Origin of the sequence: Oceanihabitans sp. 2_MG-2023 (genome assembly GCF_030547245.1) — a bacterium.
GTDB lineage: Bacteria > Bacteroidota > Bacteroidia > Flavobacteriales > Flavobacteriaceae > Oceanihabitans.
Map to the genome: position 1 here is coordinate 346,474 of NZ_JAUOQT010000001.1, position 25,937 is coordinate 372,410.

Genomic DNA, 25,937 nt, shown 5'->3' on the forward strand with positions numbered 1-25,937 from the left:
ATTTTGTAATTTAGCAATCGTTATGAGTAAAGTATTAGCAATTACATATTCATTTTTGATTCTTATACAGAGTTTCAATATTAATCTAGAAGATATTTCTAAGGTTAAAGCATTGCTGGATCATGCTCAATTTCACAAAGAAGTATATGGTGACACTTTTTTTGAGTTTTTAACAGAACATTATGGTGAAGTTAAAGATGACCACAAAAATGACCATAAAGAGCATAAAGACTTGCCTTTTAAAGATAGTCATCACATGTGCACGCATATAAATACTTCTTTTATAAATATTCACAATACTTTCGATTTAAACTATCATGAGTTTATTGAAATTCCTTTTAATTTCCATTACACCGAAACCATAACAGATTCTGAAAAACCTTCTATTTTTCAGCCTCCCAAAATAGCATAATTCATTATAGATTTTTATTCCTGTAAATAAAAACAGGTATTTATTATTTCTTAATTAATATGAATTATGTTAGAAAACATCATCAAATTCAGCTTAAAAAACAAGCTGATTACTTTCCTTTTTACTGCTTTTATAATCGGTTTCGGAATTTTTTCTTTAACCCAAATACCAATAGGAGCCGTACCAGATATTACCAATAACCAAGTACAAGTTATTACTACATCTCGCAACTTATCTACACAGGATGTAGAGCAATTTATAACATATCCTATAGAGCTTGAAATGGCAAATTTACCTGGAGTAGAAGAAATTCGTTCTGTTTCAAAATTTGGTTTATCGGTAGTTACCATTGTATTTAATGACGATTTAGGAACTTTTTTACCAAGACAACTAATTGCTGAAAAAATAACATCTGCTTCAGAGCAAATTCCAGATGGCTTTGGCACACCAGAAATGGGACCAATTACAACAGGTTTGGGTGAAATCTACCAATATATTTTAGATGTAAAACCGGAATTTAAAGACAAATATACCACAACCGATTTGCGAACTATTCAAGATTGGATTGTAAAGCGTCAACTTTCTGGAATTCCTGGTGTAGTTGAAGTGAATACTTGGGGAGGATTTTTAAAACAATATGAAGTATCTATAAATCCAAACAAGTTAGCTGCTATGCAAATTTCTATTGCTGACATTTATAATGCTTTAGAGAAAAACAACAGCGTTTCTGGCGGTGGTTATATTGAAAAAAATAGTCAAGCCTTTTTTATTCGAGGAGAAGGTTTAGTTAGTTCATTACAAGACATTGAAAATATTGTTGTTAAAAATGATGGTACTCCAATATACATTAAAGATGTTGCGAATGTTGGTTTTGGTAGCGCAACTCGTTTTGGTGCTATTACAGGAAATGGTGAAGGTGAAAAAGTTCTAGGACAAATCATGATGCTTAAAGATGGTAACTCTAAAGCAGTGATTGATGCTGTTAAAAAACGCGTAGCATCTATACAAAGCACGCTACCTAAAGGCGTGTATATTAATGGTTTTTTAGAACGAAGCGAGCTCATTGGTAAAACCACATTTACAGTTGCCGAAAACTTAATACTAGGTTCTTTAATCGTGGTTTTTGTTGTGGTTTTATTGCTTGGTAATTGGCGGTCTGGTTTGGTAGTAGCTTCTGTAATTCCGTTAAGTTTATTATTTGCTATTATATTAATGCGTCAATTTGGTGTAGATGCTAACTTAATGAGTTTAGGTGCAATCGATTTTGGGATTATCATTGATGGAGCAGTTATTATTGTAGAGTTTATTGCTTTTCAAATCATGTCTAAATCAGCGCATCTTTCCGAAATCAGTAAAAACGAAAAACAATCTGAAATTGATCAAATAACATTAAAAAGCGCCTCAAAAATGATGAATTCAGCCATTTTTGGTCAATTAATTATCTTAATTGTATTTATTCCAATTCTCTCTTTAAACGGTATTGAAGGCAAAATGTTTAAGCCAATGGCAATGACATTTAGTTTTGCATTAATTGGAGCAATGATTTTATGTTTAACCTATGTTCCTGTGGTTTCCTCTTTGTTTTTAAAACCTAGTAAACAATCTAGCAAAAACATTTCGGTTAGACTAATGAATTTTCTAAATAAAGCATACCAACCAGTTATAAATTGGGCTTTGAGTAACAAAAAAATAGTAGTGTTATTATCAGCTGTTTTATTAGCTTCAAGTGTTTGGATTTTTAGTAAAATGGGAGGCGAATTTGTACCTACTTTAGATGAAGGTGATTTTGTAATTCAACCTGTTTTAAAAACAGGAACATCACTCAGCAAAACCATAGAGATTACCACCAGAATTGAGCAAGTTTTATTAGATAATTTTCCTGAAGTAGAACAAGTAGTTACACGTATTGGAGCTGCTGAAGTACCAACAGATCCAATGTCTATGGAAGAAAGTGACGTCATTATTAAACTAAAACCTAAAAAAGAATGGACTTCTGCAAAAAGTAAAGACGAATTAGCAGATAAGTTTAAAGAAGCATTAACCGTTATTCCAGGAATGGAAGTCGAGTTTACACAACCCATTGAAATGCGATTTAACGAGCTAGTAACTGGTGTTAGAGCAGATGTTGCTATTAAAATTTTTGGTGAAGACTTAAGCGTTTTAGCAAACAAAGCAGATGAAATAAAATCTTTAATTGAAAATGTAGAAGGAGCTGCAGATATTTCGGTTGAAAAAGTAGCGGGTTTACCTCAAATGAGTATCCAATTCAACCGAAGTAAAATTGCACGTTACGGATTAAACATTCATGATTTAAACAAAATTATTTCTATGGGTTTTGCAGGTACATCTATTGGAAGTGTTTATGAAGGAGAAAAACGTTTTGACTTAGTGCTTCGTTTGCAAGAAAACAATAGAAAAAACCTGGGAAGTCTTCAAAATCTATATGTAGACACTCCTAATGGGAATAAAATTCCGCTTCGCGAATTAGCAGCAATTAGTTATACTTCTGGTCCTGCGCAAATTTCTAGAGATGACACCAAACGCCGTATTGTTGTTGGTATTAATGTTAGAAACAGAGACTTACAATCGGTTGTAAATGATGTACAACAAATTATTGAAAGCAAGTTAAAATTACCTGTTGGTTATAGCATAACCTATGGAGGACAGTTTGAAAACCTACAAAGTGCAAAAGACAGATTATTAGTAGCAGTTCCTGTAGCTTTAATACTTATTTTTATCATGCTTTACTTTGCATTTAACTCTATAAAAGAAGCCTTAATTGTGTATTCTGCAATTCCGCTTTCTGCAGTTGGAGGTGTATTATTATTATGGTTAAGAGATTTACCTTTTAGTATTTCTGCAGGAGTTGGTTTTATTGCATTATTTGGTATTGCAGTACTTAACGGAATTGTTTTAATAGAACATTTTAAAGAACTAAAAGCGGAAGGTTTTAACAATATTGAAGAACGAATTAAGAAAGGAACATCAGAACGTTTACGACCTGTTTTATTAACAGCAGCAGCAGCAGCTTTAGGGTTTTTACCTATGGCAATTTCAACAAATGCAGGAGCAGAAGTACAGCGGCCTTTAGCTACTGTAGTTATTGGTGGCTTAGTTACCGCAACCTTTTTAACCTTAATTTTTTTGCCAGTTTTATATGCTTGGTTTGAAGAAAAAAAGGAACTCAAAATAAATAAACAAACAATTACATCTGTAGTTATTTTGTTATTAACTTTTAGTACTCAAGCACAAAACAAACCACTAACTATACAGCAAACTTTAGAATTAGCAATTGAAAATAATGCGAATTTAAAAGCAGAAAAATTAAAAATTGAACAAGAAAATGCACTCGTTGGTTCTGCCTTTACTTTTGATAAAACGGATCTGTATTATAATTACGACGAAAGTAATTTGGCTATAAACAATAAGCCTTTAAAAATTTTTGGTGTTTCTCAAGACTTTAAATTTCCAACGGTTTATTTTGCTGAAAAAAAACGAAATCAGTCTAAAGTTGATCTGCAAGAAGCTAATTATAGTTTGCAATTATTGCAAGTTAAAAAACAGGTTTATACTAATTATTATCAATTAAGTTATGCTAAGAATAAAGCGGAAAATTATAAATATTTGGATAGTTTATATACCGATTTTGCAAGAAAAGCAGAGCGTCGCTTTGAGTTAGGCGAAACCAATTATCTAGAAATGATTACTGCTAAATCTAAACAAAAACAGCTAGAAACGCTTTATAAACAGTCCCTTTTAGAGGTTCGTTTATATAAGGAACAACTTAAAAAAGTAGTACAAGTAGATTCTATTACTATTGATGATGGATTACTTAAAAAACTACAGGTAGAAAGTTTAATTGCAAATCAAGATGCTGGATTATCGGTTTTTTATGCTTCTATAAATTACCAGAAAGCACAAGTAAAATTAGAAAAGCAAAGTCTGTTACCTGATTTAAATGCGGCATATTTTCAAGGAACTAACAACGAATTAAATGATAACATTAAAGGCTATCAATTAGGAGTTAAAATTCCAATTTTATTTGGTGGTCAACGCTCCAAAATTAAAGCTTCAAAAATTGCTCAAGATGTCATTTTAGAACAAAAACAAGATTATCAAACCAAATTAAATGCAGAATATCATTCGTTATTGGCAAAGCTTCAGCAGTATGAAGAAGCTATTCAATATTATGAAACACAAGGAAAAATACTTTCTGAACAAATTATAAAAACTGCAATTCGAACTTTTAAAGAAGGGGAAATCGACTTCTTTCAATACATTCAAAGTTTAGAAACTGCAAAAGATATTCAACTGGATTATTTAGTGCAGTTAAACCAATACAACCAAACTGTAATCACCATTAACCACTTAACATTATAAAAAATGAAGAACATATACATCCTATTATTTTCCATGGTTTTTGTAGCCTGCGGAAATTCAGAAAAAAAAGAAAAGCTAGTTTTAGGTAATCAAGTACAATCTGATAAAATCACCATTACAAAAGCACAATTTGAAGGTGAAAAAATGGCATTTGGCACATTAGCCGAATACGATTTTAATGAAACCGTAAATGTAAACGGAATGATTGATGTGCCACCAAACAACAAGTCAAGCATTACTACTTTAATAGGAGGTTTTATTACTAAAACACCTTTATTAATTGGAGATCGCGTAAAAAAAGGACAACTTTTAGTAACCTTAAAAAACACAGAATTTGTTGAAATTCAACAAAACTATTTAGAAGTTGTCGAAAAATTAAATTATTTAAAATCAGAATTCAATAGACAAAAAACCTTGTTTAATGAAAAAATCACTTCAGAAAAGAACTATTTAAAAGCCGAAAGTGATTACAAAAGTAACCTTGCACATTATAATGGTTTGCGTAAAAAATTACAAATGATGAACATCAATCCAGATCATGTAGAACAAGGTCAAATATCTTCTACTATAAACTTATATGCACCAATAGCTGGGAATGTTACAAAAGTTAATGTTAGTAACGGAACTTACATTTCACCGAGTGATGTAATTATGGAAATTATGGATATAAATCATATACATTTAGAATTATCTGTCTTTGAAAAAGACGTAATGAAAGTTAAAAAAGACCAGAAAATATGGTTTAAAATTCCTGAAGCATCAGATAAAACTTATGAAGCAGAAGTACATTTAGTTGGCACTACCATTGATGAGCAAACTAGACGAATAAAAGTACATGCACATGTAGATGAGGATAAAGAAAATTTTATTGTTGGTATGTTTGTAGATGCAGCAATTATTGTGGAAACTAATAAAGGAAAAGGTTTACCAAAAGAAGCAATAATGAAAGTTGATAATGATTTTTTTGTTTTAATTTTAGAAGAAAAAAAGGACAAAGAATATCATTTAGAGAAAGTAAAATTAAACATAGGAAAACAAACAGAAACAAACATTGAGGTTTTAAATACCGAAGCTTTAAAAGACAAACAAATAGTTATTAAAGGCACAACTATGCTACTAAATAATAGCGAAAGTGAATAAAGTCTCAAAGCTAAAAAGCTATAATAATTAAATGAATAACATTAAAATCGACTCACACAACCACAGCCAAAATTTAATTTTTGGTAAAAAAACAGAACTTTATTTTGCAATTCTTTGTGGTACTTTTTTGGTTATTGGGTTTGGTATTGAAAAGTTAGCAGATTTACCTTTCACAATTTCTTTAATTAACTATCTAATAGCTTATCTATTTGGAGGTTATTTCCTTACTATTGAAGCCTATAAAAAAATAATTAAAGCTGGTTTTGATATTGATTTTTTAATGATAGCTGCAGCCATTGGAGCTGCATACATTGGTAGTTGGACTGAAGGCGCTTTATTATTATTTTTATTTAGTTTAGGTCATGCTTTAGAGCATTATGCTATGAATAAAGCTAAAAAGTCTATCGAAGCTTTAAGCGATTTATCTCCCAAAAAAGCACTTATAAAAAAAGGAAATCAAATTATTGAAATACCAATTGAAGACTTAAAAATTGGTGACATTATTGTGGTTAAACCAAACACCAAAATTGCTGCAGATGGTGTTATTCTTTCCGGAAACAGCAGCATTAATCAAGCTCCAATTACAGGAGAGAGCATGCCTGTTGATAAAACTGCAATTGCTTCAACAAAGAACTTACCCGAGTTTAAACATATTAACAAAAAACACATTGTATTTACAGGCACTATAAATGGCGATAATAATATTGAAGTACGGGTTTTAAAACTAAGTCAAGACTCTACAGTTGCGCGATTAATTAAAATGGTGAGTGAGGTAGAAACTCAAAAATCACCAACACAAAGATTAACCAAAAAGTTTGAAAAATGGTATGTTCCAATAGTGATAATTGTAGTCACACTTTTATGTTTTGCTTATTTAATTATAGACGAATCTTTTAACCAAAGTCTATACAGAGCAATAACTGTTTTAGTAGCAGCAAGTCCTTGTGCTTTGGCAATTTCTACACCAAGCGCTGTACTTAGTGGTATTGCTAGAGCTGCTCAAAAAGGCGTTTTAATAAAAGGTGGAAAAGCTTTAGAAGACTTAGGAAGTATTAGTACCATTGCATTTGATAAAACAGGAACTTTAACCGAAGGTAAACCAAAACTAACCCATGTAATTGCATTAAACAATTTTGAAGAAAAAGAGTTTTTACAAATAGTTTTAGAGGTAGAGAGTCTGAGTAATCATCCATTAGCAAAAGCAATTGCTAAAGACATTAAAAAACTACATAATTTAAGTTTTAAAGGTATTGCAAAAAACATGGAAGCCATTCAAGGAAAAGGAATTTCTGCATTATATAACAACACAAATGCTTTTATTGGTAATTTAAAGTTACTACAAGACAAAGAAATTGAAGTAAAGGATACTATAAAAACCAAAATGGAAACGCTGTTAGAAAATGGAAACACAGTAATGCTTGTCGCTTTTAAAAAGGAAGTTATTGGTATAATTAGCGTTATGGATACACCAAGAGAAACAGCAGCAAACACACTTAAAAAGTTAAAGAGCATTGGAATAAAACGCATGATTATGTTAACTGGAGACCATCAAAATGTTGGAAATGCTATTGCAAAACAAATAGGTTTAACAGAAGCAAAAGGAAACCTATTGCCAGAAGATAAAGTGAGTGCTATTAAAAATTTAATGACAACAGATGGCAAAATAGCAATGGTTGGAGATGGTGTAAATGATGCTCCTGCAATGGCTTTAAGCACTGTAAGTATTGCAATGGGAGCTGCAGGAAGTGATGTCGCTTTAGAAACTGCAGATGTTGCCTTAATGTCGGATAAAATCGAAAACTTACCCTTTGTAATTGGTTTAAGCAGAGCGTCTAAAAAAATCATTAAAGAAAACATTTTTATAAGTTTAGGTGTCGTTGCAATACTTGTTCCTGTAACCATTTTAGGACTAACTAATATTGGGGTCGCCGTTTTATTTCATGAAGGATCAACTGTTGTTGTTGTTTTAAATGCTTTAAGATTATTAGCATATAGAGAGGATTAAAAATAAATGAATTTCACGCAACCTTTTCATACTTTTACCATCTACTAATGGTATGACTTTTGATTAGATTAAAAAGAATTTTAAAAAACAAACAAATGAAAAATGCCCTTTTAGGATTAATACTATTTTGCTCCTTTGCCACTTTTGCGCAACAGGATATGCAAAAAGAAAAAGTAAAACACAGTGAAATTAAAGTAAATGCATTTAACCTTATAGTCTTTAAAGCTGTAGATTTTTCTTATGAATATTTAATTGATTCTGAATCTTCAGTAGGAGCTTCTGTTCTTTTTAATTTACAAAATAGAGAAGACAGAGAATTTGAAGACGGACCTATTTACAACGAAAAATTTGCATTTACTCCATATTATAGACGTTACTTTTCTAGCAAGTACGCATGGGGATTTTTCTTAGAAGCCTTTGGAATGTATAGCATACAAGAAGATACGGATGAAGATTATATTTACAACTCCTTTAATGATGACTACGAATATATTTACACCGATGAAACATCTAACAACCTAGCATTTGGTATGGCAGTTGGCGGAAAATTCGTAAGCAAAAAAGGCTTCTTATTTGAAGTATTTGGTGGTGTTGGTAGAAACATATCTACTTCTAACAACGATGTTGGTTCAGAATTTGTACCAAGACTAGGTACAACACTTGGTTGGAGGTTTTAACATAAAAAATACTTGTAAAATTTAAAAAGCCCAAGTTTTAAAACTTGGGCTTTTGTTTTATAAGATTATTGCTTTCACAAGAATTTATTACATCTTCTGTAGCCAATGTTTTACATCTACCTCAGCTTTAATTAAATCTTTTAAATCTTCAATCTTTACACGTTTTTGTTCCATAGTATCTCTGTGTCTTATGGTTACTGTGTTATCCTTTAAAGTATCATGATCTACAGTAATACAAAATGGTGTTCCGTTTGCATCTTGACGTCTGTAACGTTTTCCTACAGCATCTTTTTCGTCATAAAACACATTAAAATCCCATTTTAAATCCTCTACAATTTGTTTTGCTACTTCTGGTAAACCATCCTTTTTCACCAAAGGAAAAACGGCTGCTTTTACAGGAGCTAAAACTGCTGGTAATTTTAAAACGGTTCTTGTAGTATTATTTTCTAATTCTTCTTCCATTAAAGAATTTGAAAATACTGCTAAAAACATTCTATCTAAACCAATAGATGTTTCTAAGACGTAAGGTGTATAACTTGCATTTTCTTCATGATCGAAATACTGTAATTTTTTTCCTGAAAATTCTTCGTGCTGTTTTAAATCGAAATCGGTACGAGAATGTATACCTTCTAACTCTTTAAAACCGAAAGGGAATTTAAATTCAATATCTGTAGCAGCATCTGCATAATGAGCTAATTTTTCATGATCATGAAAACGATAGTTATCTGCTCCCATCCCTAAAGAAAGATGCCATTTCAATCTAGTATCTTTCCAGGTATCAAACCATTCCTTTTGTGTTCCTGGTTTAATAAAGAATTGCATTTCCATTTGCTCAAACTCACGCATTCTAAAAATAAATTGCCTTGCAACAATCTCATTTCTAAATGCTTTTCCTGTTTGTGCGATACCAAACGGAATTTTCATTCTCCCTGTTTTTTGTACATTTAAGAAGTTTACAAAAATACCTTGTGCAGTTTCTGGTCGTAAATACAAATCCATTGCTGTTTCTGCAGAAGCACCAAGTTTGGTACCAAACATAAGGTTAAACTGTTTCACATCTGTCCAATTTCTTGAACCACTTAAAGGACAAGCTATCTCTAATTCTTCAATTAAAGCTTTTACATCTGCTAAATCTTCTGCTTCTAAAGATTTTCCTAAGCGCTTTAAAATAGTATCTATCTTTTCTTGATATCCTAAAACTCTTCCGTTAGTTGCAAGAAATTCTTCTTTATTAAAAGCTTCTCCAAAACGTTTTTCAGCTTTTTTAACTTCCTTTTCAATTTTTGTTTCAATTTTTGCACAATAATCTTCCACTAAAACATCTGCACGATATCTTTTTTTAGAATCTTTGTTATCTATTAAAGGATCGCTAAAAGCATCTACGTGACCAGAAGCTTTCCATGTTGTTGGATGCATAAAAATTGCCGCATCTATACCAACTATATTATCATGCATTTGCACCATGGCTTTCCACCAATAGTCTCGAATGTTCTTTTTAAGCTCTGCTCCATTTTGAGCATAGTCGTATACTGCACTTAATCCATCGTAAATTTCACTACTCTGGAAAACGTAACCATACTCTTTTGCGTGAGAGATTACTTTTTTAAATTGATCGTCTTGATTTGCCATAGATTGCAAAAGTAAAAAACCACTCCATATTAATGGAATGGTTTTTAAAAAATTATGAGTTATTTTTTAAATTAATTGAATGGAACTACTTCCTATTAAAGTTGCATTTTGAAATACATCTATATTATAAATCCCAGGGTTTAGTTTTTCTTTGTTTTTAATACTTATTTTTAGGCAAGCAGTAATTTGTTCCGAAATGTTTTTTATAGTTGTTTTTCCGCTATATCTAATTTTTAATCCTTCATGGTTTAAAATCCCTCTTTCGGACACAATTTGATCTTTAGCGTCTAAAATCTGAACATAAATATTTTTATTTCCTTTATCTGCTGCTGTATTACCATCGAGTACGACACATACTTCAAATTGATCTACTTCACTTAATTTATGGGTTTCGTAAACTTTAGAGTAGCGAATTGTTAACGCCTTCACTTTTATATTATTCGCTTTAAGCTTTCCTGTTTTGTTAATAATAGTATTTAACTTTTCATTTTTTTTGAATAAACTAGCTATTTCTAGTTTTTGATTTTCAAATTGTTTTGAAACAGAGTCTACCTTTAAATTTAATATTTTATTATCGCGAACAAGGGAATCGATTTGGTCAAAAATAACTTCTCTCTCGTTTTTAAGAGTGTTTATTTGACTTCTGTATTTAGATATTAATGATAAATTGGTTTTCTTTTCTTCTATATCACTTAAAATAGTTTCCACCTTAGATTTAGATACTTCTAATTTTGTTTTTACAAATTCGTTTTCAATAGAAACATCATTATAAAGTGAAATCATTTCCGTTAATTCATGCTGTACAAGTTTTGTTTCTTGTGCTAAAAATTCTTTTTGATTTTTAAATGAATTAAAACTGGAAATACTATAAGATCCTAAAATAGCAATTGCTATTACCAATGTACCAATAATTAATCTGTAGTTAAAAGTTTGAGGGAAAACTAGCATATTATTTATTTTACAAATACTAAGCTAAATATTTAGTTTAATATATTTTATTTTAATCGTTAAAGTATCTAAAATAATTGTTGAAGCAATTTCTTTAGTCTTTTAGTATTAATTTTTGTAAGTTTAATATTATGTTTAAAGCGGTTCTTGATTTATTTTTTCCAAAAGTATGTTATGCTTGTTATATGCATTTACAAGATTCTGAAATGTATGTTTGCACTTCCTGTAGACATAATTTACCAATTACTAATTATCATTTTAATGCAAACAATACTGTTGAAAAAATATTTTATGGACGTGCAAAAGTAGAACAAGCAACTGCTTTACTTCGCTATGAAAAAAAAGGTATTGTACAACAGCTAATTCACAATTTAAAATATAGAGGTCATGAAGAAATAGGTGTATTTTTAGGCCAATGGCTTAGTAACGAATTAAAGGATATACCTGCATACAAGAATGTAGATGTCGTTATTCCTGTTCCTTTGCATAAAAAGAAACTAAAAAAAAGAGGATATAATCAGGTAGCAAAATTTGGTCAAGAAATGGCTAAAGGTTTACAAATAGAATATAATGACTCCTCTTTAATAAAAATAACAAATACTAAATCTCAAGTAACCAAAAAACGATTTGCGCGTTGGCAAACAAATCATGAACTCTTTGCTATAGAAAATATCGCACTAATAGAAAACAAACATATTTTGCTTGTAGATGATATTATTACAACGGGAGCAACCTTAGAATCCTGTATACAAGTGTTAAATAGAGCTAAAAATGTTAAAATAAGCATAGCAAGTATAGCAATCGTGTAATAGCTATTTTGTTAATGGTAAATATGTTGTTACTTTGTACAAAATCATGAAATTTATAATGCGTAAAAAGCTTTCCAATTTAATTTTTAGTATAACAATAGGTTTAATTATAATTAGTTGTGCTAACAGAGGAAACCCTTCTGGAGGGCCTAAAGATATTACTCCTCCAAAAATAGTTAAATCTACTCCAGAAAATTATGTTACAAATTTTAATGGAAAAGAAATTAAAATTTATTTTGATGAGTATGTAAAAATTAAAAACCTGTCTAAACAGCTTATTATTTCTCCACCAATGGATCCTGCCCCAGAAGTAACTCCTCTTGGTACAGCAAGCAAATACATTACTATTAAAATTAATGACACTTTATTAGAAAACACAACGTATGCCTTTAACTTTGGAAATAGCATAACAGATAACAACGAAGAAAACCCGTATTCGTATTATAAATATATATTATCTACTGGAAGTTATATTGATTCGCTTTCGGTTAAAGGTGAAATTTTAGATGCTGCTTTACGTAAACCTGAAGATTTTGTATCTGTACGTTTATATGAAATAGACAGTACTTTTAATGATTCTATAGTTTATAATAAACTACCTAAATACGTAACAAACACTTTAGATAGCACTACTACTTTTAGTATAGACAACATTAAAGCTGGAAAGTATATGCTTGTTGCTTTAAAAGACACTAATGAAGACAATAAATTTCAACAATTAACAGATAAGATCGGCTTTGTAAAAGACTATATTACAGTACCTACAGACACTACATTTACTATAAAATTATTTAAAGAAGAACCAGATTTTACTGTCATTAGACCACGATTAGTGGCTGGTGAAAAAATAGCTTTTGGTTATCAAGGAGATTATAAAAACACAGAAATTAAAATTACTTCTGTTGTACCTGAAGATTTTAAATATACCATTACAAAAGACCCTAAAACAGATTCATTAAATTATTGGTACACTCCTAGATTTAAGGACACAGACTCTTTACTTTTTACAGTGAAAAACAAAAAATACACAGAAAATTTTACAGTAAAAATAAGCGAACAACCAAAAGACACTTTAATAATTGGGGCACTTTCAAAAGGAAGCATAAATTTTGAGGATGACTTTAAGATTACTGCAAACACACCACTTATTGAATTTGATGAAAAAAAACTTACTATTTTAGATAAAGACTCTATTAAAATAGCATACAAAACAACATTAGATACACTCGCAAATACCTACGCTTTAGCTTTTGATAAAACGGAAGACAACAAATATAGTATACAAATTCTACCAGAAGCATTTACCGATTTTTTCAACAATAAAAATGATACGTTAAACTACAAGGTAAACACAAAAAACTTTGCAGATTATGGAAATGTGAGAGTAACCTTATATAATGCGAAATACCCAATAATAGCGCAACTAACAAACGATAAAGGCGAAGTGAAATTTGAAGTATATAGCACAAAACCAGAACCTTTAGATTTTAGATATTTAGATCCTGCTAAATATTATTTACGAGTAGTTTTTGACGCAAATAAAAATAAAAAATACGACTCTGGTAACTATCTAAAAAAGCAACAAGCGGAACGTATTAGTCATTTTAACGAAGTTATTGAAGTTCGCGCTAATTGGGATCCAATAATAGATTTTACACTTTTAGATTAAAATGATCTTTATCTCCTAAAAACTGTAATTTATCTCTATGCTTTTTAATGTGATTTTTATCTAGAGTTACAACTTCAGTCTGCTCCATTCCTAAAACGATATTAGAGACTTTTTCTCCTAGCACATTATACACTGCTGAACTACCAGAGTATTCATACCTATTAATATCGAAACCAACTCTATTTACACCAACACAATACGTCATATTTTCAATTGCTCTAGCTTTTAGTAAAGCATCCCAAGCTGTAATTCTTGGTTTTGGCCAATTCGCAACATATAATAATAAATCATAATTTTCGGTGTTTCTAGCCCAAACTGGGAAACGCAAATCGTAACAAATTAAAGGACAAATTTTCCAACCTTTATAATCTACTATTACTTTTATATTTCCAGCTTGATATACTTTATCTTCGCCAGCAAGTGTAAATGTATGTCGTTTATCATATATTATTACTTTAGCATCAGGCTGCACAAATAAAAGTCGATTATAGTATTTATTCTCTTCTGCTATAATAAGACTTCCAACAATAGCAGTATTATTTGTTTTTGCCATTTCTAACATCCAACTTACCGATTCTCCTTGCATTGTTTCTGCATAAGTAGATGCATGCATTGTAAAGCCTGTAGTAAACATTTCTGGAAGGATAATAAGATCAACTTGCGTTTCTAAAGCTTTTATTTTATTAGTAAAATGCAATCTGTTTTCTTTTGGGTTTTCCCAAATTAAATCCGACTGAACTAGTGCTATTTTTAGTTTTTCTTGCATACCTTAAAAGTACTTCATTTTTACTAATTTTAAAATTATGAATGTAACTTTTACAAGATGTACTACAAAGCATTTGAGTTTGATATCACAAATATCAAGAAAGACATTTATTGATGCTTTTAAAAAGACAACAATCCGGAAGACTTTAAAAACTATTTAGATTTAGCTTTTAGTAAAAAACAGATGTGATTCGAATTAAAAAAACCCAGACATATCTTTTTACCTTATACATCTGGGTTTGAATTTTGTTCGCTATTTTAAATTAAATCTTTCTTAATTTTTTATCCGCTTTATCAATATCCTTATGAAGATCATCTAGTTTTTTAAGCCATTTTGTTTCCTCTTGAGGAGAAAGTTTTCCTTTATATTTAAGTTTGTCGTATTTTTTTTGAGCACTTTCTAATTTCTTATTTGCACTATCAAAAGATTTTTGAGCTTTTTCTTTTTTCTTTAAAGCCTTTTCTGCTTGTTTTTGTTTCTTTTCGGCCTTTTTTAATTCTTTTTCATTCTTTTTTAGCTCTTTTTCTCGTTTTTCTTCTTCTTTTTGAGCTTTTTTGATTTTCTCTTCTTTTGCTTCTTTTTCAGCTTTATCTGCTTTTTCTATTGCTTTTTTAGCGGCTTCTTCGACACGTATTCCAGCAGCAGCAGCATTAATTTCTTGAATAATTTCTTCACTTAATGTATTCGTAACATCTTTACCTCCTGCATAAATTTCATCTCCTTTAACGGTATATGCTTGTTCGTTAATTTTTACTTCTTGAGCAGTAATAGAAATGCTTATACTGAATAGGAATACTAATGCTAATATTTTTTTCATGGTTTTATTTTATTATTTAATTTAGGATTGCAAAGATATTGCCAAATTAAACAGAATTTCTAAATTTTATTTAAAATTGCTGCAGCTTGCTTTAAAGTATCCTTTGTTTTTGCGAAACAAAAACGCAAAACTTTATCATCTTTATTATTATCGTTAAAAACCGATAATGGAATTGAGGCTAGACCATTTTCAACCGTTAAGCGTTTCGCAAAATCGATATCATATTCACTAGTAATTTCAGAAAAATCTAAAACCTGAAAATAGGTTCCTTTCGCTGGTTTATATTTAAACCGAGAATCTTTTATACAACTTAAAAACAAATCTCGCTTTTCTTGAAAAAAACTAGAAAGCTCTAAATAATTATTTGGTTCTTTTAAATAATCTGCCAAACCTTTTTGCATCGGATGATTTACCGAAAACACATTAAACTGATGCACTTTTCTAAACTCAGCCATAAGTTCTTTAGGTGCGCAACAATATCCCATTTTCCAACCCGTATTATGAAAGGTTTTCCCAAAGGAAGCAGTTATAAAACTTCTAGCTTTTAAAGCTGGAAATAAACATACACTTTGGTGTTTTTCTTCATCAAAAATAATGTGTTCATACACTTCATCACTCAATACTATAATATTGGTGTCTTTAGTTAATTCTTGAAGTTGTAACAAATCGGCTTCAGCAAGAACACTTCCACTAGGATTATGTGGTGTATTAATAATAATCATTTTAGTTTTACTAGTAATTTGCTCCTTTACAGTATTCCAATCTATTTTATAATTGGGTGCATTTAATTGTATTGAAATAGTTTTTGCTCCTTGCAATTCGATTGCAGGTTGATAACAATCGTAAGCTGGTTTAAAAATAATAACTTCGTCTTCAGGCTTAATAAAAGCCGAAATTATGGTAAAAATTGCCTGTGTTGCTCCAGCAGTAACCGTTATTTCTGTTTCTGGATGATAGCTTGAATTGTAAAGCAAAGCAAACTTATTTGCAATGGCTTTAGTTAACTCTAAATTTCCTGGCATTGGTGCATATTGATTGTAACCAGAACGCATCGCTTGATTAACAAAATCCATTAATTGTGGATCACTATGAAAGTTTGGAAATCCTTGCGATAAATTAATAGCGCCATGTTGGTTTGCTAAAGCACTCATTACCGTAAAAATAGTAGTACCAACATTAGGGAGCTTAGATATATGTTTCATAAGGATAAAGATAGTTAGTTTAAGCTATATTATTTTTAAGATTTAACAACTTTTTACTCCTTGGTTTTTTATCTTTGGAAGCATTCAAAAAACTATACATATGAAATTTTTTAAATTCTTATTACTTTTTATTACGCTGAATATTTCGGCACAACAAGGTGGTATGTGGATTCCTTCGTTATTAGAAGGTATGAACGAAACCGAAATGACAAATCTTGGTAGCAAGCTTACAGCACAAGATATTTACGATGTAAACAACTCTAGTCTTAAAGATGCTATTGGTCATTTTAATGGTGGTTGTACAAGCGAAGTTATTAGTGATAAAGGTTTAATTTTAACAAATCATCATTGTGGTTTTAGTCAAATACAATCGCATTCTTCTTTAGAAAACGACTATTTAAAAGATGGCTTTTGGGCTATGTCTTTAGAAGAAGAATTACCTAACGAAGGTTTATTCATCGAGTTTATTGTTAGCATTACAGACATTACAGAAGAAGTACTTGCTGTGGTTAATGAGAACTTAACCGAAAAAGAAAAACAATCGGTTATCGACAAAAACAGTAATGGTTTAATGAAAAATTGGCCTAGAGAAGCTTGGCAAGATGTAAAAGTGAAATCTTTTTACAATGGGAACCAATACTTTTTATTTGTTACCGAACGTTTTGAAGATATTCGTTTGGTTGGTGCTCCTCCGTCAAGTATAGGTAAATTTGGAAGCGATACAGACAATTGGGTTTTCCCAAGACATACGGGAGATTTTTCTATGTTTCGTATTTATGCAGATGCAAATAATAGACCTGCTAAATATAGTAAAGACAATAAACCCTACAAACCAAAACATTTTTTACCAGTTTCTTTAGATGGCGTTGCCGAAGGAGATTTCACCATGGTATTTGGTTTTCCTGGAACAACCAATGAATATTTACCCGCTGTAGCAATAGAGCATATTACCGAAGAATTTAACCCTACTAATATTGCAATTCGCGAAGCCGCTCTAAAAGTTATTGATGCTAAAATGAAAACTAATGATGCCGTTAGAATTAAATATGCATCTAAACAGGCACGTATTGCAAATGCTTGGAAAAAATGGATAGGTGAAAATTTAGGTATTGAAAAAAGTGATGCTGTTGCAAAACGTCGAGCTTTTGAAGCTACTTTTACCAAAGCATTAAACGAAAAAGATCTTAATGACAAATACGGAAATATTTTACCTCAGTTTGATAAACTATATAGTGACTTTGGACCAATAAATATTAAAAGAAGAAACTTTATTGAAGTATTTTTAGTAACCAATGAGTTAATGCAAATGACCTTTAGAGCATACCAAATGGAAGAAGCTATTACTGCGAATCCAGAAATTTTCGATAAAGCGAAAGCGCGTTTATCGGGTACTTTAAAAAGCATCCATAAAAATTATGATGTAGATGTAGACAAAGGAGTATTTAGTAATGTCATGCCTTTTTACAACAAAAATGTAGATGCTTCTATTTATGACAAAACTGCTTTTACTAATCTAGAAGATGCTTTAAAGCTTTTAGATGGTGACGCTAAAGATGTACTTAAAAAGCTAAACAAAGATGCTGCATACCAGTATGCAAAGCCTATGATTGCAGAGTTTTACAATACTATTAATAAAGAATTTGAAGAAAAAAACCAACCAATAACAGCTTTACAAACGAAGTACATGACTGCTTTAATGAAAGCATTACCAGAAGCTCGTTATTTTCCGGACGCAAATAGTACGCTTCGTGTAACTTACGGACAAGTTCGAGGTTACTCGCCTAGAGATGCTGTTTATTACAACCCTGTAAGCTATTTAGATGGTGTTGTAGAAAAATATGTTCCAGGAGATTATGAGTTTGATGTTCCAGAAAAACTATTAGAATTACATAAAAACAAAGATTACGGACAATATGCAGATAGCAACGGAAAAGTACCTGTTTGCTTCTTAGGAACCAACCACACTACTGGAGGAAACTCTGGAAGCCCTGCTATTGATGCACATGGAAACCTTGTTGGTTTAAACTTTGATCGTGTTTGGGAAGGTACCATGAGTGACATGAATTACGATCCAGAAATTTGCCGAAACATTATGGTAGATTTACGTTATGTACTTTTTATAGTAGATAAATATGCAGGAGCTACACACCTAATTGACGAAATGCAATTAGTGCATCCTAAAACAGATAAGCAATAAAATAGTATTCTGTTTACAGTCACAAATATCAGACCTGTCGGTTTTTAAAAAAATCTGACAGGTCTTTTTTTTGTTTTAAGAAATATTTAATTTAGATAACAATGCTTGCTTATAGGTTCTTCCAATAGGAATTCTACTTCCTTGCACATAAATTTCATTACCAGAAATTTTATCTACATACTTTCTATTTATAATAAACGATTTATGTACTTGTATAAAGGTTTCTTCGGAAAGTTTTTCGTTCCAATTTTTAAGCGAATCTATAAAAGACAACTTCTTATTTTTAGTAGTAATGGTAACATAATTTCTATCGGATTCTAAATACAAAATATCATGAACTACAATTTTATGAAGCGTTTTATCTACATTTAAAAACAAGGCTTCTTGCTTATTTTCTTCAGTAAGATACATTGGCTTATCTACTCTCTCTTTTGCTTTATTAATTGCTTTCAAAAAACGATCAAAGCCAAATGGTTTTACTAAATAATCTACAATAGTATCTAATTCAAAACTACGAACCGCATAATCTGGATATGCAGTAGTCATAATAATTGCTGGAGGGTTTTTAACCGTTTTAATAAAATCAATTCCAGAAATATCTGGTAAATTAATATCTAAAAAAACAACATCTACTGCTGTTTTATTTAAAAACATATTCGCCTCTATTGCTGCATTAAAAGTTCCTTGTAATTCTATATTAGGAAGTTTACTCAAATAATTCTTCAAGATTTTTTGAGCAGGAATTTCGTCTTCTATTATAATACAAGTCATATGTTATGGGATTACTTTCCTTCTAATGGTATTGTTTTTTTTCTAATTATATCGAGAAGCTGATGCAAATATTCTCGATACAGAATTGCAAAAAAGCAATTTCACTCGAATGAACAATTTTAACTTAAATTCAATTTTAAATGCACTTTATATACTTCATCTTTAAAAACTTCTAATTTATAATCTTCTTTATAAATAAGTTTCAAGCGCTTTTCTAAGTTTTGCAATCCAATTTTAAAATCTTCGGTGCTTCCTTTTTCCATATCATAGTTATTACTACATACGCATTCTAGAATACCATTTGCTTCAGTAATAGAAACAGAAACAGCACTATGCAAAGTGCTATGTTTAAAAGCATTTTCTATAAGACAGATTAATAATAATGGTGCAATTTGTTTGTTTGAAGATGTTATAGATGTATAGTAATTTACCTGCTTTACACCTTCTGTTCTTATGCTTTGAAAAGTCATATAGTTATCTATAAACTGTATTTCTTTATCTAGAGAAATAGTTTTCGAATTACTTTCGTATAATACATGCTTCAAATTATCGGATAGCATTAAAATAAGTTCTGGAGTTTCGGTTGGTTTTTCTAAAGCATAGGAATAAATAGTATTCAAATTATTGAATAACACATGCGGATTTATTTGCGATTTTAAAAACTTTAACTCCATTTCTAAATGTTCTTTTTTCACCTGTTCTACTTCCTCTTGTTTGTCTAAAAAACGATACAACATCCAGATAAAAGAGAAAAATATTAATGGAACCAAGGTTTGCCATAAATAGTCACTTAAACATTTCATTATAGAACAACCACATTGCGCAAACACGTTGCAATATAATTGTGTTGCAAAAAAGGAGATTCCTGCAAAAACAAAAACATACAAAATGTACAATCGTTTTTTTATAAAAAACGGAAGCAATACAAAATGGTTAGCATATACAATAACTATTAGTATAGATAAATACTGTAAAAAAGGATTTTCATGCCAATAAAAACGTGAAAAAACAGAAAGCGACACAAATACAAAAAGCATCCAAAATAAGATGTGTACCAATATTTGTGAGGTATGTTTTTTAAGTGTAATCATAAGTTTTGCTGAAAGTAATCAGAAATGATGTCATCCTCAAAAATTATGTACAAAAACCTGTTTTAAAGTTACAAACTACCAAAATAAATGCTGTTTGTTGTTTTAAGTGTGCAGTTGGTAACAATAATTAGTTGTTTTTTAAAAACCATATTATGTTTGGTTCCCTAACACATCAAATCAAAAAAAATGAAACGAACAGTCTTTTTATTAATCGCAATTTTAAGTTTTTCTATTGCATTTTCGCAAACTCTAAATCAAGAAATCAATTATGGAGAAAACAAAAAAATGCTCCTTGGTCCTATCAACAAACAAGGGCTTGAAAAAGCACCATATAATGAATGGTTTACAAAAAGTCAGGACACTTATGAAGTGAATGAAAAAATAACAGAAAAACTTAAAGACTCTTTAAAGAACTATACCATTAAAGTTTTTTTAGGTACTTGGTGTGGAGATAGCAAAAAAGAAGTACCTAGGTTTTACAGCATTTTAGAAAAAGTAAATTTTTCAGAAAACCAATTAGAAGTTATTGCATTAGATAGAAGTGATGAAGCTTATAAACAAGGACCAAATGGTGAAGAGAAAGGCATGAATATTCATCGTGTGCCCACTTTTATTTTTTATAAAAATGGAGAAGAAGTAAATAGAATTGTAGAACATCCAAAAGAAACACTAGAACGCGATATGCTTAAAATAGTGAATGGAGATCGCTATTCTTCAAATTATATAGCCGCAAACTATGTGCAAAACTTATTAGAATCTAAATCCATTGATAGTTTAAAAACAGAAGAATCTAACCTGGTTTCAATGCTATCGGAATACGTAAAAGGAAGTAGAGAATTAAACACTTTAGGCTATGTTTATTTAAGAGCAAAAGAAATAGATAAGGCCATGTATGTTTTTGATTTAAACACGAAAATTTTCCCATATAAATACAATGTTTATGATAGCTTAGCGGAAGCGTATTTTGAAACAAAAAATCACACAGAAGCTTTAAAAAACTACTACAAAGTATTAAGTCTAAATCCCGAGGATAAAAATGCTCCAGAAATGATTGAGAAAATTAAACCCAAAATGAAAAAATAGCAAAGTGCCTTTTTTGTAAAAAAATACCATGCAGCATTTAAACTATTTTTAAAAACAGCAGTCTAATTAAAAAAGTGAAATTTTAATTAGTAAATGAATTTATTAATCCCAAAAAACTCAATATATATTGTTTTATTTCTTCTTTTAAGTTTTAGCTGCAAAGAAAAAAAAAATACTACTAAAGTAACTTCAAAAACAAACGAGATTAATATAGACAATATCAACATACCGGTCTATAATTTCAATGCTTTAGAACCTTTATTATACACAGATTCGAACAAAACCTATATTGTCAATTTTTGGGCTATGTGGTGTGCTCCTTGTGTAAAAGAACTACCATATATTCAGGAATATGCGGACAAAAATCCGGATATTGAAGTTTTATTGGTAAGTATGGACTTTATTAAAGATATAGAAACCAAACTCAAGCCTTTTCTAAAAGAAAGAAATATCACTTCTAAAGTGGTTTTATTAGATGATCCAGATGCGAATACTTGGATTGACAAAATTGATCCCAATTGGTCTGGAGCAATTCCATTTACCATAATTTTCAACAATAAAACCCGTAAGTTTTACGAGCGTTCTTTTGAAAGCTTAAAGGACCTTGAACAACAAATAACAGAACATTTTTAACACCAAAACAAATTTAATTTAACGATGAAAAAGATTAGTATTCTAATTGCAATTATCTGCTTATCTGCAGGTATTTTAACGTCTTGTAAAAGCGATAAAAACAAAAAAAAGGAAGAAACCACAGAACACCATAAGGATGAAAAAGGACGTCATTTACATGGAGAAAACAAAGAACACCCAGAACATGGAGATAGAAAAGGACCTCCACCACATGGTGAAAAAGGACAACATGGAGAACGTAAAGGACCACCTCGTGGAGGTTTACCAGAAGAGACAAGGACTTTAGAAGAAATTGGAGGTTACTTAATTGGGGATACAGCAGAAGATTTTTTACTTAAAAACGTGGATGGATCTATGGTTTCTTTAGCAAGTATTAAAAATGCAAAAGGATACATAGTAACATTTACTTGTAACGAATGCCCGTTTTCTAAATTATATGAAGATCGACTAATTGCTTTAAATAACACCTATGCAACAAAAGGATATCCTGTAGTTGCTATTAATAGTAATAATCCTAGTAATGAAAAAGAAGGGTACGAAGCTATGCAAACGCGTGCTAAAGAAAAAGGGTTTACATTTCCTTATTTAGTAGATGAAGGACAAAAATTATATCCAAAATATGGCGCAGTAAGAACACCGCATATATTTTTATTAGATAAAGATTTAACAGTACAATATATTGGTACTATTGATGATAATGCAAAATCCCCAGAAAACGTAAAAACAAAATATGTGGAAGATGCTATTGCTGCTTTAGAAAAAGGAGAAAAACCAAATCCTAGCACAACAAAAGCTATTGGGTGCCCAATAAAATAATTTCTATTTTTTTAGAATGAAATAAAATGCAAGAGCTAATACTATTAGTTCTTGCATTTTTTTGTTTATACTATCTCCATTTTCTTCAACAAGAAACTAGCATTCATATTTTGACAAATACCTTGTTTTAGTTTGTAGTCAAAATACAATTCGTCATTTACAATTTCTGCATCAAAATAGTAGTTTTTAACTTCGGCTAACTCTTTTTCAATTTCGCATAAACTTAAATCGTGCGTTGCAATAATTCCTATGGCATTATTAGATACTAATTTTTCTACAAATTTTCTAGAACCAATGGCTTTATCTGTAGAGTTTGTACCTTTTAGAATCTCATCAAGAATGATAAAATATCTATCCGCTACTAACGTGTCTACAATAAACTTTAAGCGTGTTAATTCGCTAAAGAAATAAGAACTATCATCTGTAAGCGAATCTGTAGTTCGCATACTTGTAATTAGTTTTATAGGATTGTATTTACTTGCTGTTGCACATACTGGCAAACCAACATTTGCCATAACAATATGTAAAGAAACGGTACGTAAAAAAGTACTTTTTCCTGCCATATTTGCCCCTGTAACAATAAAGAATTGTTGATCATTAATCGTTAAATCACTATTTACTCTTTTGGTAGCATCTAGTAAAGGGTGTCCTAAATTTTTAGCTTGAATAACAATTTCGTTATCTACAATTTCGGAAAACACAAAGTCTGGATGGTTAAATGTGTAATTTCCAAAAGTATTGTAAGCATCAAAAAAAGAAACCACTTCAAACCAATGTGCAACTGTAGTTTTGTATTGAGCAATCCATTGTTCAATATGATACGCATTTTTTAAATCGATTAATAAAAAACCGTTTCCAAAAATGGCTGAAACAAGATTATGTCTATTGTCTAGAGCATCTAAATACTTTGAAAACTGAGAGAAAATTAACGAAGCTTCTTTTTGTTCTTGTTTTATTTGCTCTTGCTTTTCTTTTAATAAAGGGGTTAAAAACGTCTCACTTTCTATTTGTTCTAACAAGGAAGCGTATTGTTTAAATGTATCTTTAACTTGATCTGTATTTGCTGCAAGTACATTTATTTTTTTTAAATAGACTCCAGATACCCCTAAGCCCAAGAGCATCCAAAAAACTAAAAATAAAAAGGAGATTACTTTAAAGATTGCTAATAGTAAAATAACTACAGATCCAATGGTAAAAACAAAAGGTAAAACACGAAAGACATTTGGTAAAAATGCATGGTGTTCTTTTAGCCAATTAATAATTTTTATTGCTGGAGTTTCTATTTCTATTAAGCTTGCTACTGCCGAAAAATGTTGTCGCCACTTTGGTTTATTAGCTAATTCCTTAATCGCTTCTTGACGCGATTTTATCCCTTCAATATTATTTGCAGTAAGCGCGTTTACTAAAGTATTTGTTCCTTCTTCTGTTGCTGTTCTATTTATAAATTGAAAGAAAGATCCTTTTCCAAATAAATCTACATCCAAACTAAATGCATGATTTGGATTTTGGTATTGTAGCCCTTCTTCTCTATCTTTAAAATCTCCTGATGCAATTTTTAGTTCTTCTTCATTAATAGCAACAAGTGCTTTTTTTAAATTATGCTGGTATTTTAAATCGGTATATTTAGATAGTAAATAGATAAAAGCAACAATACCAACAAGTGCAATCCCTATGGCTACTGGGTAATTGTTAAAAGTAAAATAAATACCAAAAGCGGTAGCTAAAAACACTATTAGCCTTGCAAAACTTAAACTAGTTAGTTTCTTATATAAGCTTTTAACCTCTATTTGATATTGTTCTAATTCTTGTTGGTAAAATGTAGTTGAGTTTTGCATTTTGTTTATAATTCTGTGCTATCTAATGTCTTAAAAACAGTAATAATTGTGGTTACTGCATTTTGATAAAAATTAGGATGAATATTCTCGTAATCGTCTGTTGGTTTATGGTAATCTTTATGATCTTCTACACCAAAATAAATAAATGGAATTTTGAATTTATGAAACGATGCATGGTCTGAAGCATTAGTCCAGTCCTCTAAAGAATCACTACCGTCATGACCAATAAGAAGTTTTAAATTTTCTGAAGATGCTATATTTTTAACTGCTGGTTCTAAATGTTTATAATAGCGTGTTCCTATGGCAAATAATTCGTTTTTTATACTTCTACTAATCATATCCATATTGATATTTAGCTTTATACTTTCTTGCGGAATGACGCTATTTTCTACAAAATATTTTGAACCTATTAAACCTAATTCTTCTGCATCTACAGCAGCCAAAATAACAGAATGCTTTGGTGGATTTTTCTGGAAATATTCCGCGAAAGCGAACAATGCCGAAATACCCGAAGCATCATCATCGGCGCCATTAAAAATCTTACCACCTTGAATACCTTCGTGATCGTAATGAGCAGAAAGCACGATAAACTCTTCTGGTTTTTGTGTCCCTTTAATTAATCCGAGAACATTAATCCCTTTATACGCTTTACTTCTTCGTGTAAAGTTAAAATGCTGTTCAAAACTTTCTGTAAGTGGGAGCACTTGTAAATTTTGAAATTTATTTACGATATAGTTTTTTGCTTTTTCTGCTCCAGCAGTTCCTGTTCGTCTTCCTTGAAAAGCATCAGAAGATAAAACTTGAACGTGATGTAATAAGGAGTCTGCATGAAACCAATCTTGCGCTATTATTTCAACTGCTACTTTTGGTGTTTCGGTTTGACTCTTGCAATTGGTAAAGGATATAAACAATAACAATAAGCTGGCAAATGTTCTATAATTCATATTAAAAAATTAAAGGATAAAGCTAAACAAAAAATCTCAAGATTGCTCTTGAGATTTTAATTTATAATGAGACCCTAAAACTACACTCCAACAAGCGTTGTGGACTGTTTAGG

Annotated in this window: 20 protein-coding genes; 11 read left to right on the forward strand and 9 right to left on the reverse strand. The window is 30.5% G+C overall.

Annotated elements, in window-relative coordinates; all coding sequences use genetic code 11:
• Positions 1-22 precede the first annotated feature (22 nt).
• The 5 genes from Q4512_RS01510 (at position 23) to Q4512_RS01530 (ending at position 8,614) form a co-directional block, all read left to right on the forward strand.
• On the forward strand, positions 23-412 hold the full coding sequence (locus Q4512_RS01510) for a hypothetical protein (protein ID WP_303420856.1): 390 nt from the start codon (positions 23-25) through the stop codon (positions 410-412).
• 66 nt (positions 413-478) lie between these two features.
• Entirely contained in the window at positions 479-4,792 is a 4,314-nt protein-coding gene (locus tag Q4512_RS01515) for a CusA/CzcA family heavy metal efflux RND transporter (RefSeq protein ID WP_303420874.1), read from the forward strand.
• Positions 4,793-4,795: 3 nt separating this feature from the next.
• Positions 4,796-5,932 (forward strand): efflux RND transporter periplasmic adaptor subunit, encoded by a 1,137-nt coding sequence (locus Q4512_RS01520; protein ID WP_303420875.1) that lies wholly within the window; start codon positions 4,796-4,798, stop codon positions 5,930-5,932.
• Between the two features lie 31 nt (positions 5,933-5,963).
• Entirely contained in the window at positions 5,964-7,937 is a 1,974-nt protein-coding gene (locus Q4512_RS01525) for a heavy metal translocating P-type ATPase (RefSeq protein WP_303420876.1), read from the forward strand.
• A 95-nt stretch (positions 7,938-8,032) separates the two neighbouring features.
• Positions 8,033-8,614: a DUF3575 domain-containing protein gene (locus Q4512_RS01530; RefSeq protein WP_303420877.1), complete on the forward strand. Its 582-nt coding sequence runs from the start codon at positions 8,033-8,035 to the stop codon at positions 8,612-8,614.
• A gap of 87 nt (positions 8,615-8,701) precedes the next feature.
• On the opposite strand, the gene Q4512_RS01535 is transcribed toward Q4512_RS01530, so the two are convergent.
• Together Q4512_RS01535 and Q4512_RS01540 are read right to left on the reverse strand one after the other, a co-directional pair.
• On the reverse strand, positions 8,702-10,243 hold the full coding sequence (locus Q4512_RS01535) for a glycine--tRNA ligase (protein WP_303420883.1): 1,542 nt from the start codon (positions 10,241-10,243) through the stop codon (positions 8,702-8,704).
• 66 nt (positions 10,244-10,309) lie between these two features.
• The gene (locus Q4512_RS01540; RefSeq protein ID WP_303420885.1) at positions 10,310-11,191 is read right to left on the reverse strand and encodes a hypothetical protein; all 882 of its coding nucleotides are present in this window, start codon (positions 11,189-11,191) and stop codon (positions 10,310-10,312) included.
• 131 nt (positions 11,192-11,322) lie between these two features.
• Between Q4512_RS01540 and Q4512_RS01545 the strand changes: the two genes are divergently transcribed.
• Together Q4512_RS01545 and Q4512_RS01550 are read left to right on the forward strand one after the other, a co-directional pair.
• Positions 11,323-12,000, forward strand: coding sequence for a ComF family protein (locus tag Q4512_RS01545; RefSeq protein WP_303420887.1), 678 nt, complete (start codon positions 11,323-11,325; stop codon positions 11,998-12,000).
• Between the two features lie 46 nt (positions 12,001-12,046).
• Positions 12,047-13,669, forward strand: a complete 1,623-nt coding sequence (locus Q4512_RS01550; RefSeq protein WP_303420893.1) for an Ig-like domain-containing protein — start codon at positions 12,047-12,049, stop codon at positions 13,667-13,669.
• On the opposite strand, the gene Q4512_RS01555 is transcribed toward Q4512_RS01550, so the two are convergent.
• From Q4512_RS01555 to Q4512_RS01565, 3 genes are all read right to left on the reverse strand, one after another.
• On the reverse strand, positions 13,653-14,435 hold the full coding sequence (locus tag Q4512_RS01555) for an amidohydrolase (protein ID WP_303420895.1): 783 nt from the start codon (positions 14,433-14,435) through the stop codon (positions 13,653-13,655). The two genes, Q4512_RS01550 and Q4512_RS01555, sit on opposite strands and share 17 nt — an antisense overlap.
• Before the next feature lie 262 nt (positions 14,436-14,697).
• Positions 14,698-15,252, reverse strand: coding sequence for a hypothetical protein (locus tag Q4512_RS01560; protein ID WP_303420897.1), 555 nt, complete (start codon positions 15,250-15,252; stop codon positions 14,698-14,700).
• 59 nt (positions 15,253-15,311) lie between these two features.
• On the reverse strand, positions 15,312-16,454 hold the full coding sequence (locus Q4512_RS01565) for a methionine aminotransferase (RefSeq protein WP_303420899.1): 1,143 nt from the start codon (positions 16,452-16,454) through the stop codon (positions 15,312-15,314).
• A gap of 100 nt (positions 16,455-16,554) precedes the next feature.
• Here Q4512_RS01565 and Q4512_RS01570 point away from each other — a divergent pair, with 100 nt between their 5' ends.
• Positions 16,555-18,651: a S46 family peptidase gene (locus Q4512_RS01570; RefSeq protein ID WP_303420901.1), complete on the forward strand. Its 2,097-nt coding sequence runs from the start codon at positions 16,555-16,557 to the stop codon at positions 18,649-18,651.
• Positions 18,652-18,726: 75 nt separating this feature from the next.
• Here Q4512_RS01570 and Q4512_RS01575 read toward each other — a convergent pair whose 3' ends face one another.
• Together Q4512_RS01575 and Q4512_RS01580 are read right to left on the reverse strand one after the other, a co-directional pair.
• Positions 18,727-19,422, reverse strand: a complete 696-nt coding sequence (locus Q4512_RS01575; protein ID WP_303420903.1) for a LytTR family DNA-binding domain-containing protein — start codon at positions 19,420-19,422, stop codon at positions 18,727-18,729.
• A 119-nt stretch (positions 19,423-19,541) separates the two neighbouring features.
• Positions 19,542-20,513 carry a sensor histidine kinase gene (locus tag Q4512_RS01580; RefSeq protein WP_303420905.1) on the reverse strand — a complete coding sequence of 324 codons (972 nt, stop codon included), beginning with the start codon at positions 20,511-20,513 and terminating at the stop codon, positions 19,542-19,544.
• A 186-nt stretch (positions 20,514-20,699) separates the two neighbouring features.
• On the opposite strand from Q4512_RS01580, the gene Q4512_RS01585 reads away from it, so the two are divergent.
• The 3 genes from Q4512_RS01585 to Q4512_RS01595 all read left to right on the forward strand — a co-directional run bounded on the left by Q4512_RS01585 (position 20,700) and on the right by Q4512_RS01595 (position 23,045).
• Entirely contained in the window at positions 20,700-21,596 is an 897-nt protein-coding gene (locus Q4512_RS01585) for a thioredoxin family protein (protein ID WP_303420907.1), read from the forward strand.
• A gap of 93 nt (positions 21,597-21,689) precedes the next feature.
• Positions 21,690-22,229 carry a TlpA disulfide reductase family protein gene (locus tag Q4512_RS01590; RefSeq protein ID WP_303420909.1) on the forward strand — a complete coding sequence of 180 codons (540 nt, stop codon included), beginning with the start codon at positions 21,690-21,692 and terminating at the stop codon, positions 22,227-22,229.
• Between the two features lie 24 nt (positions 22,230-22,253).
• Positions 22,254-23,045 (forward strand): thioredoxin family protein, encoded by a 792-nt coding sequence (locus Q4512_RS01595; protein ID WP_303420911.1) that lies wholly within the window; start codon positions 22,254-22,256, stop codon positions 23,043-23,045.
• A 65-nt stretch (positions 23,046-23,110) separates the two neighbouring features.
• Here Q4512_RS01595 and Q4512_RS01600 read toward each other — a convergent pair whose 3' ends face one another.
• Entirely contained in the window at positions 23,111-24,880 is a 1,770-nt protein-coding gene (locus Q4512_RS01600) for a MutS-related protein (RefSeq protein ID WP_303420913.1), read from the reverse strand.
• A 5-nt stretch (positions 24,881-24,885) separates the two neighbouring features.
• Complete coding sequence (locus Q4512_RS01605; protein ID WP_303420915.1) at positions 24,886-25,824, reverse strand: M28 family peptidase; 939 nt, start codon at positions 25,822-25,824, stop codon at positions 24,886-24,888.
• Positions 25,825-25,937: the final 113 nt, after the last annotated feature.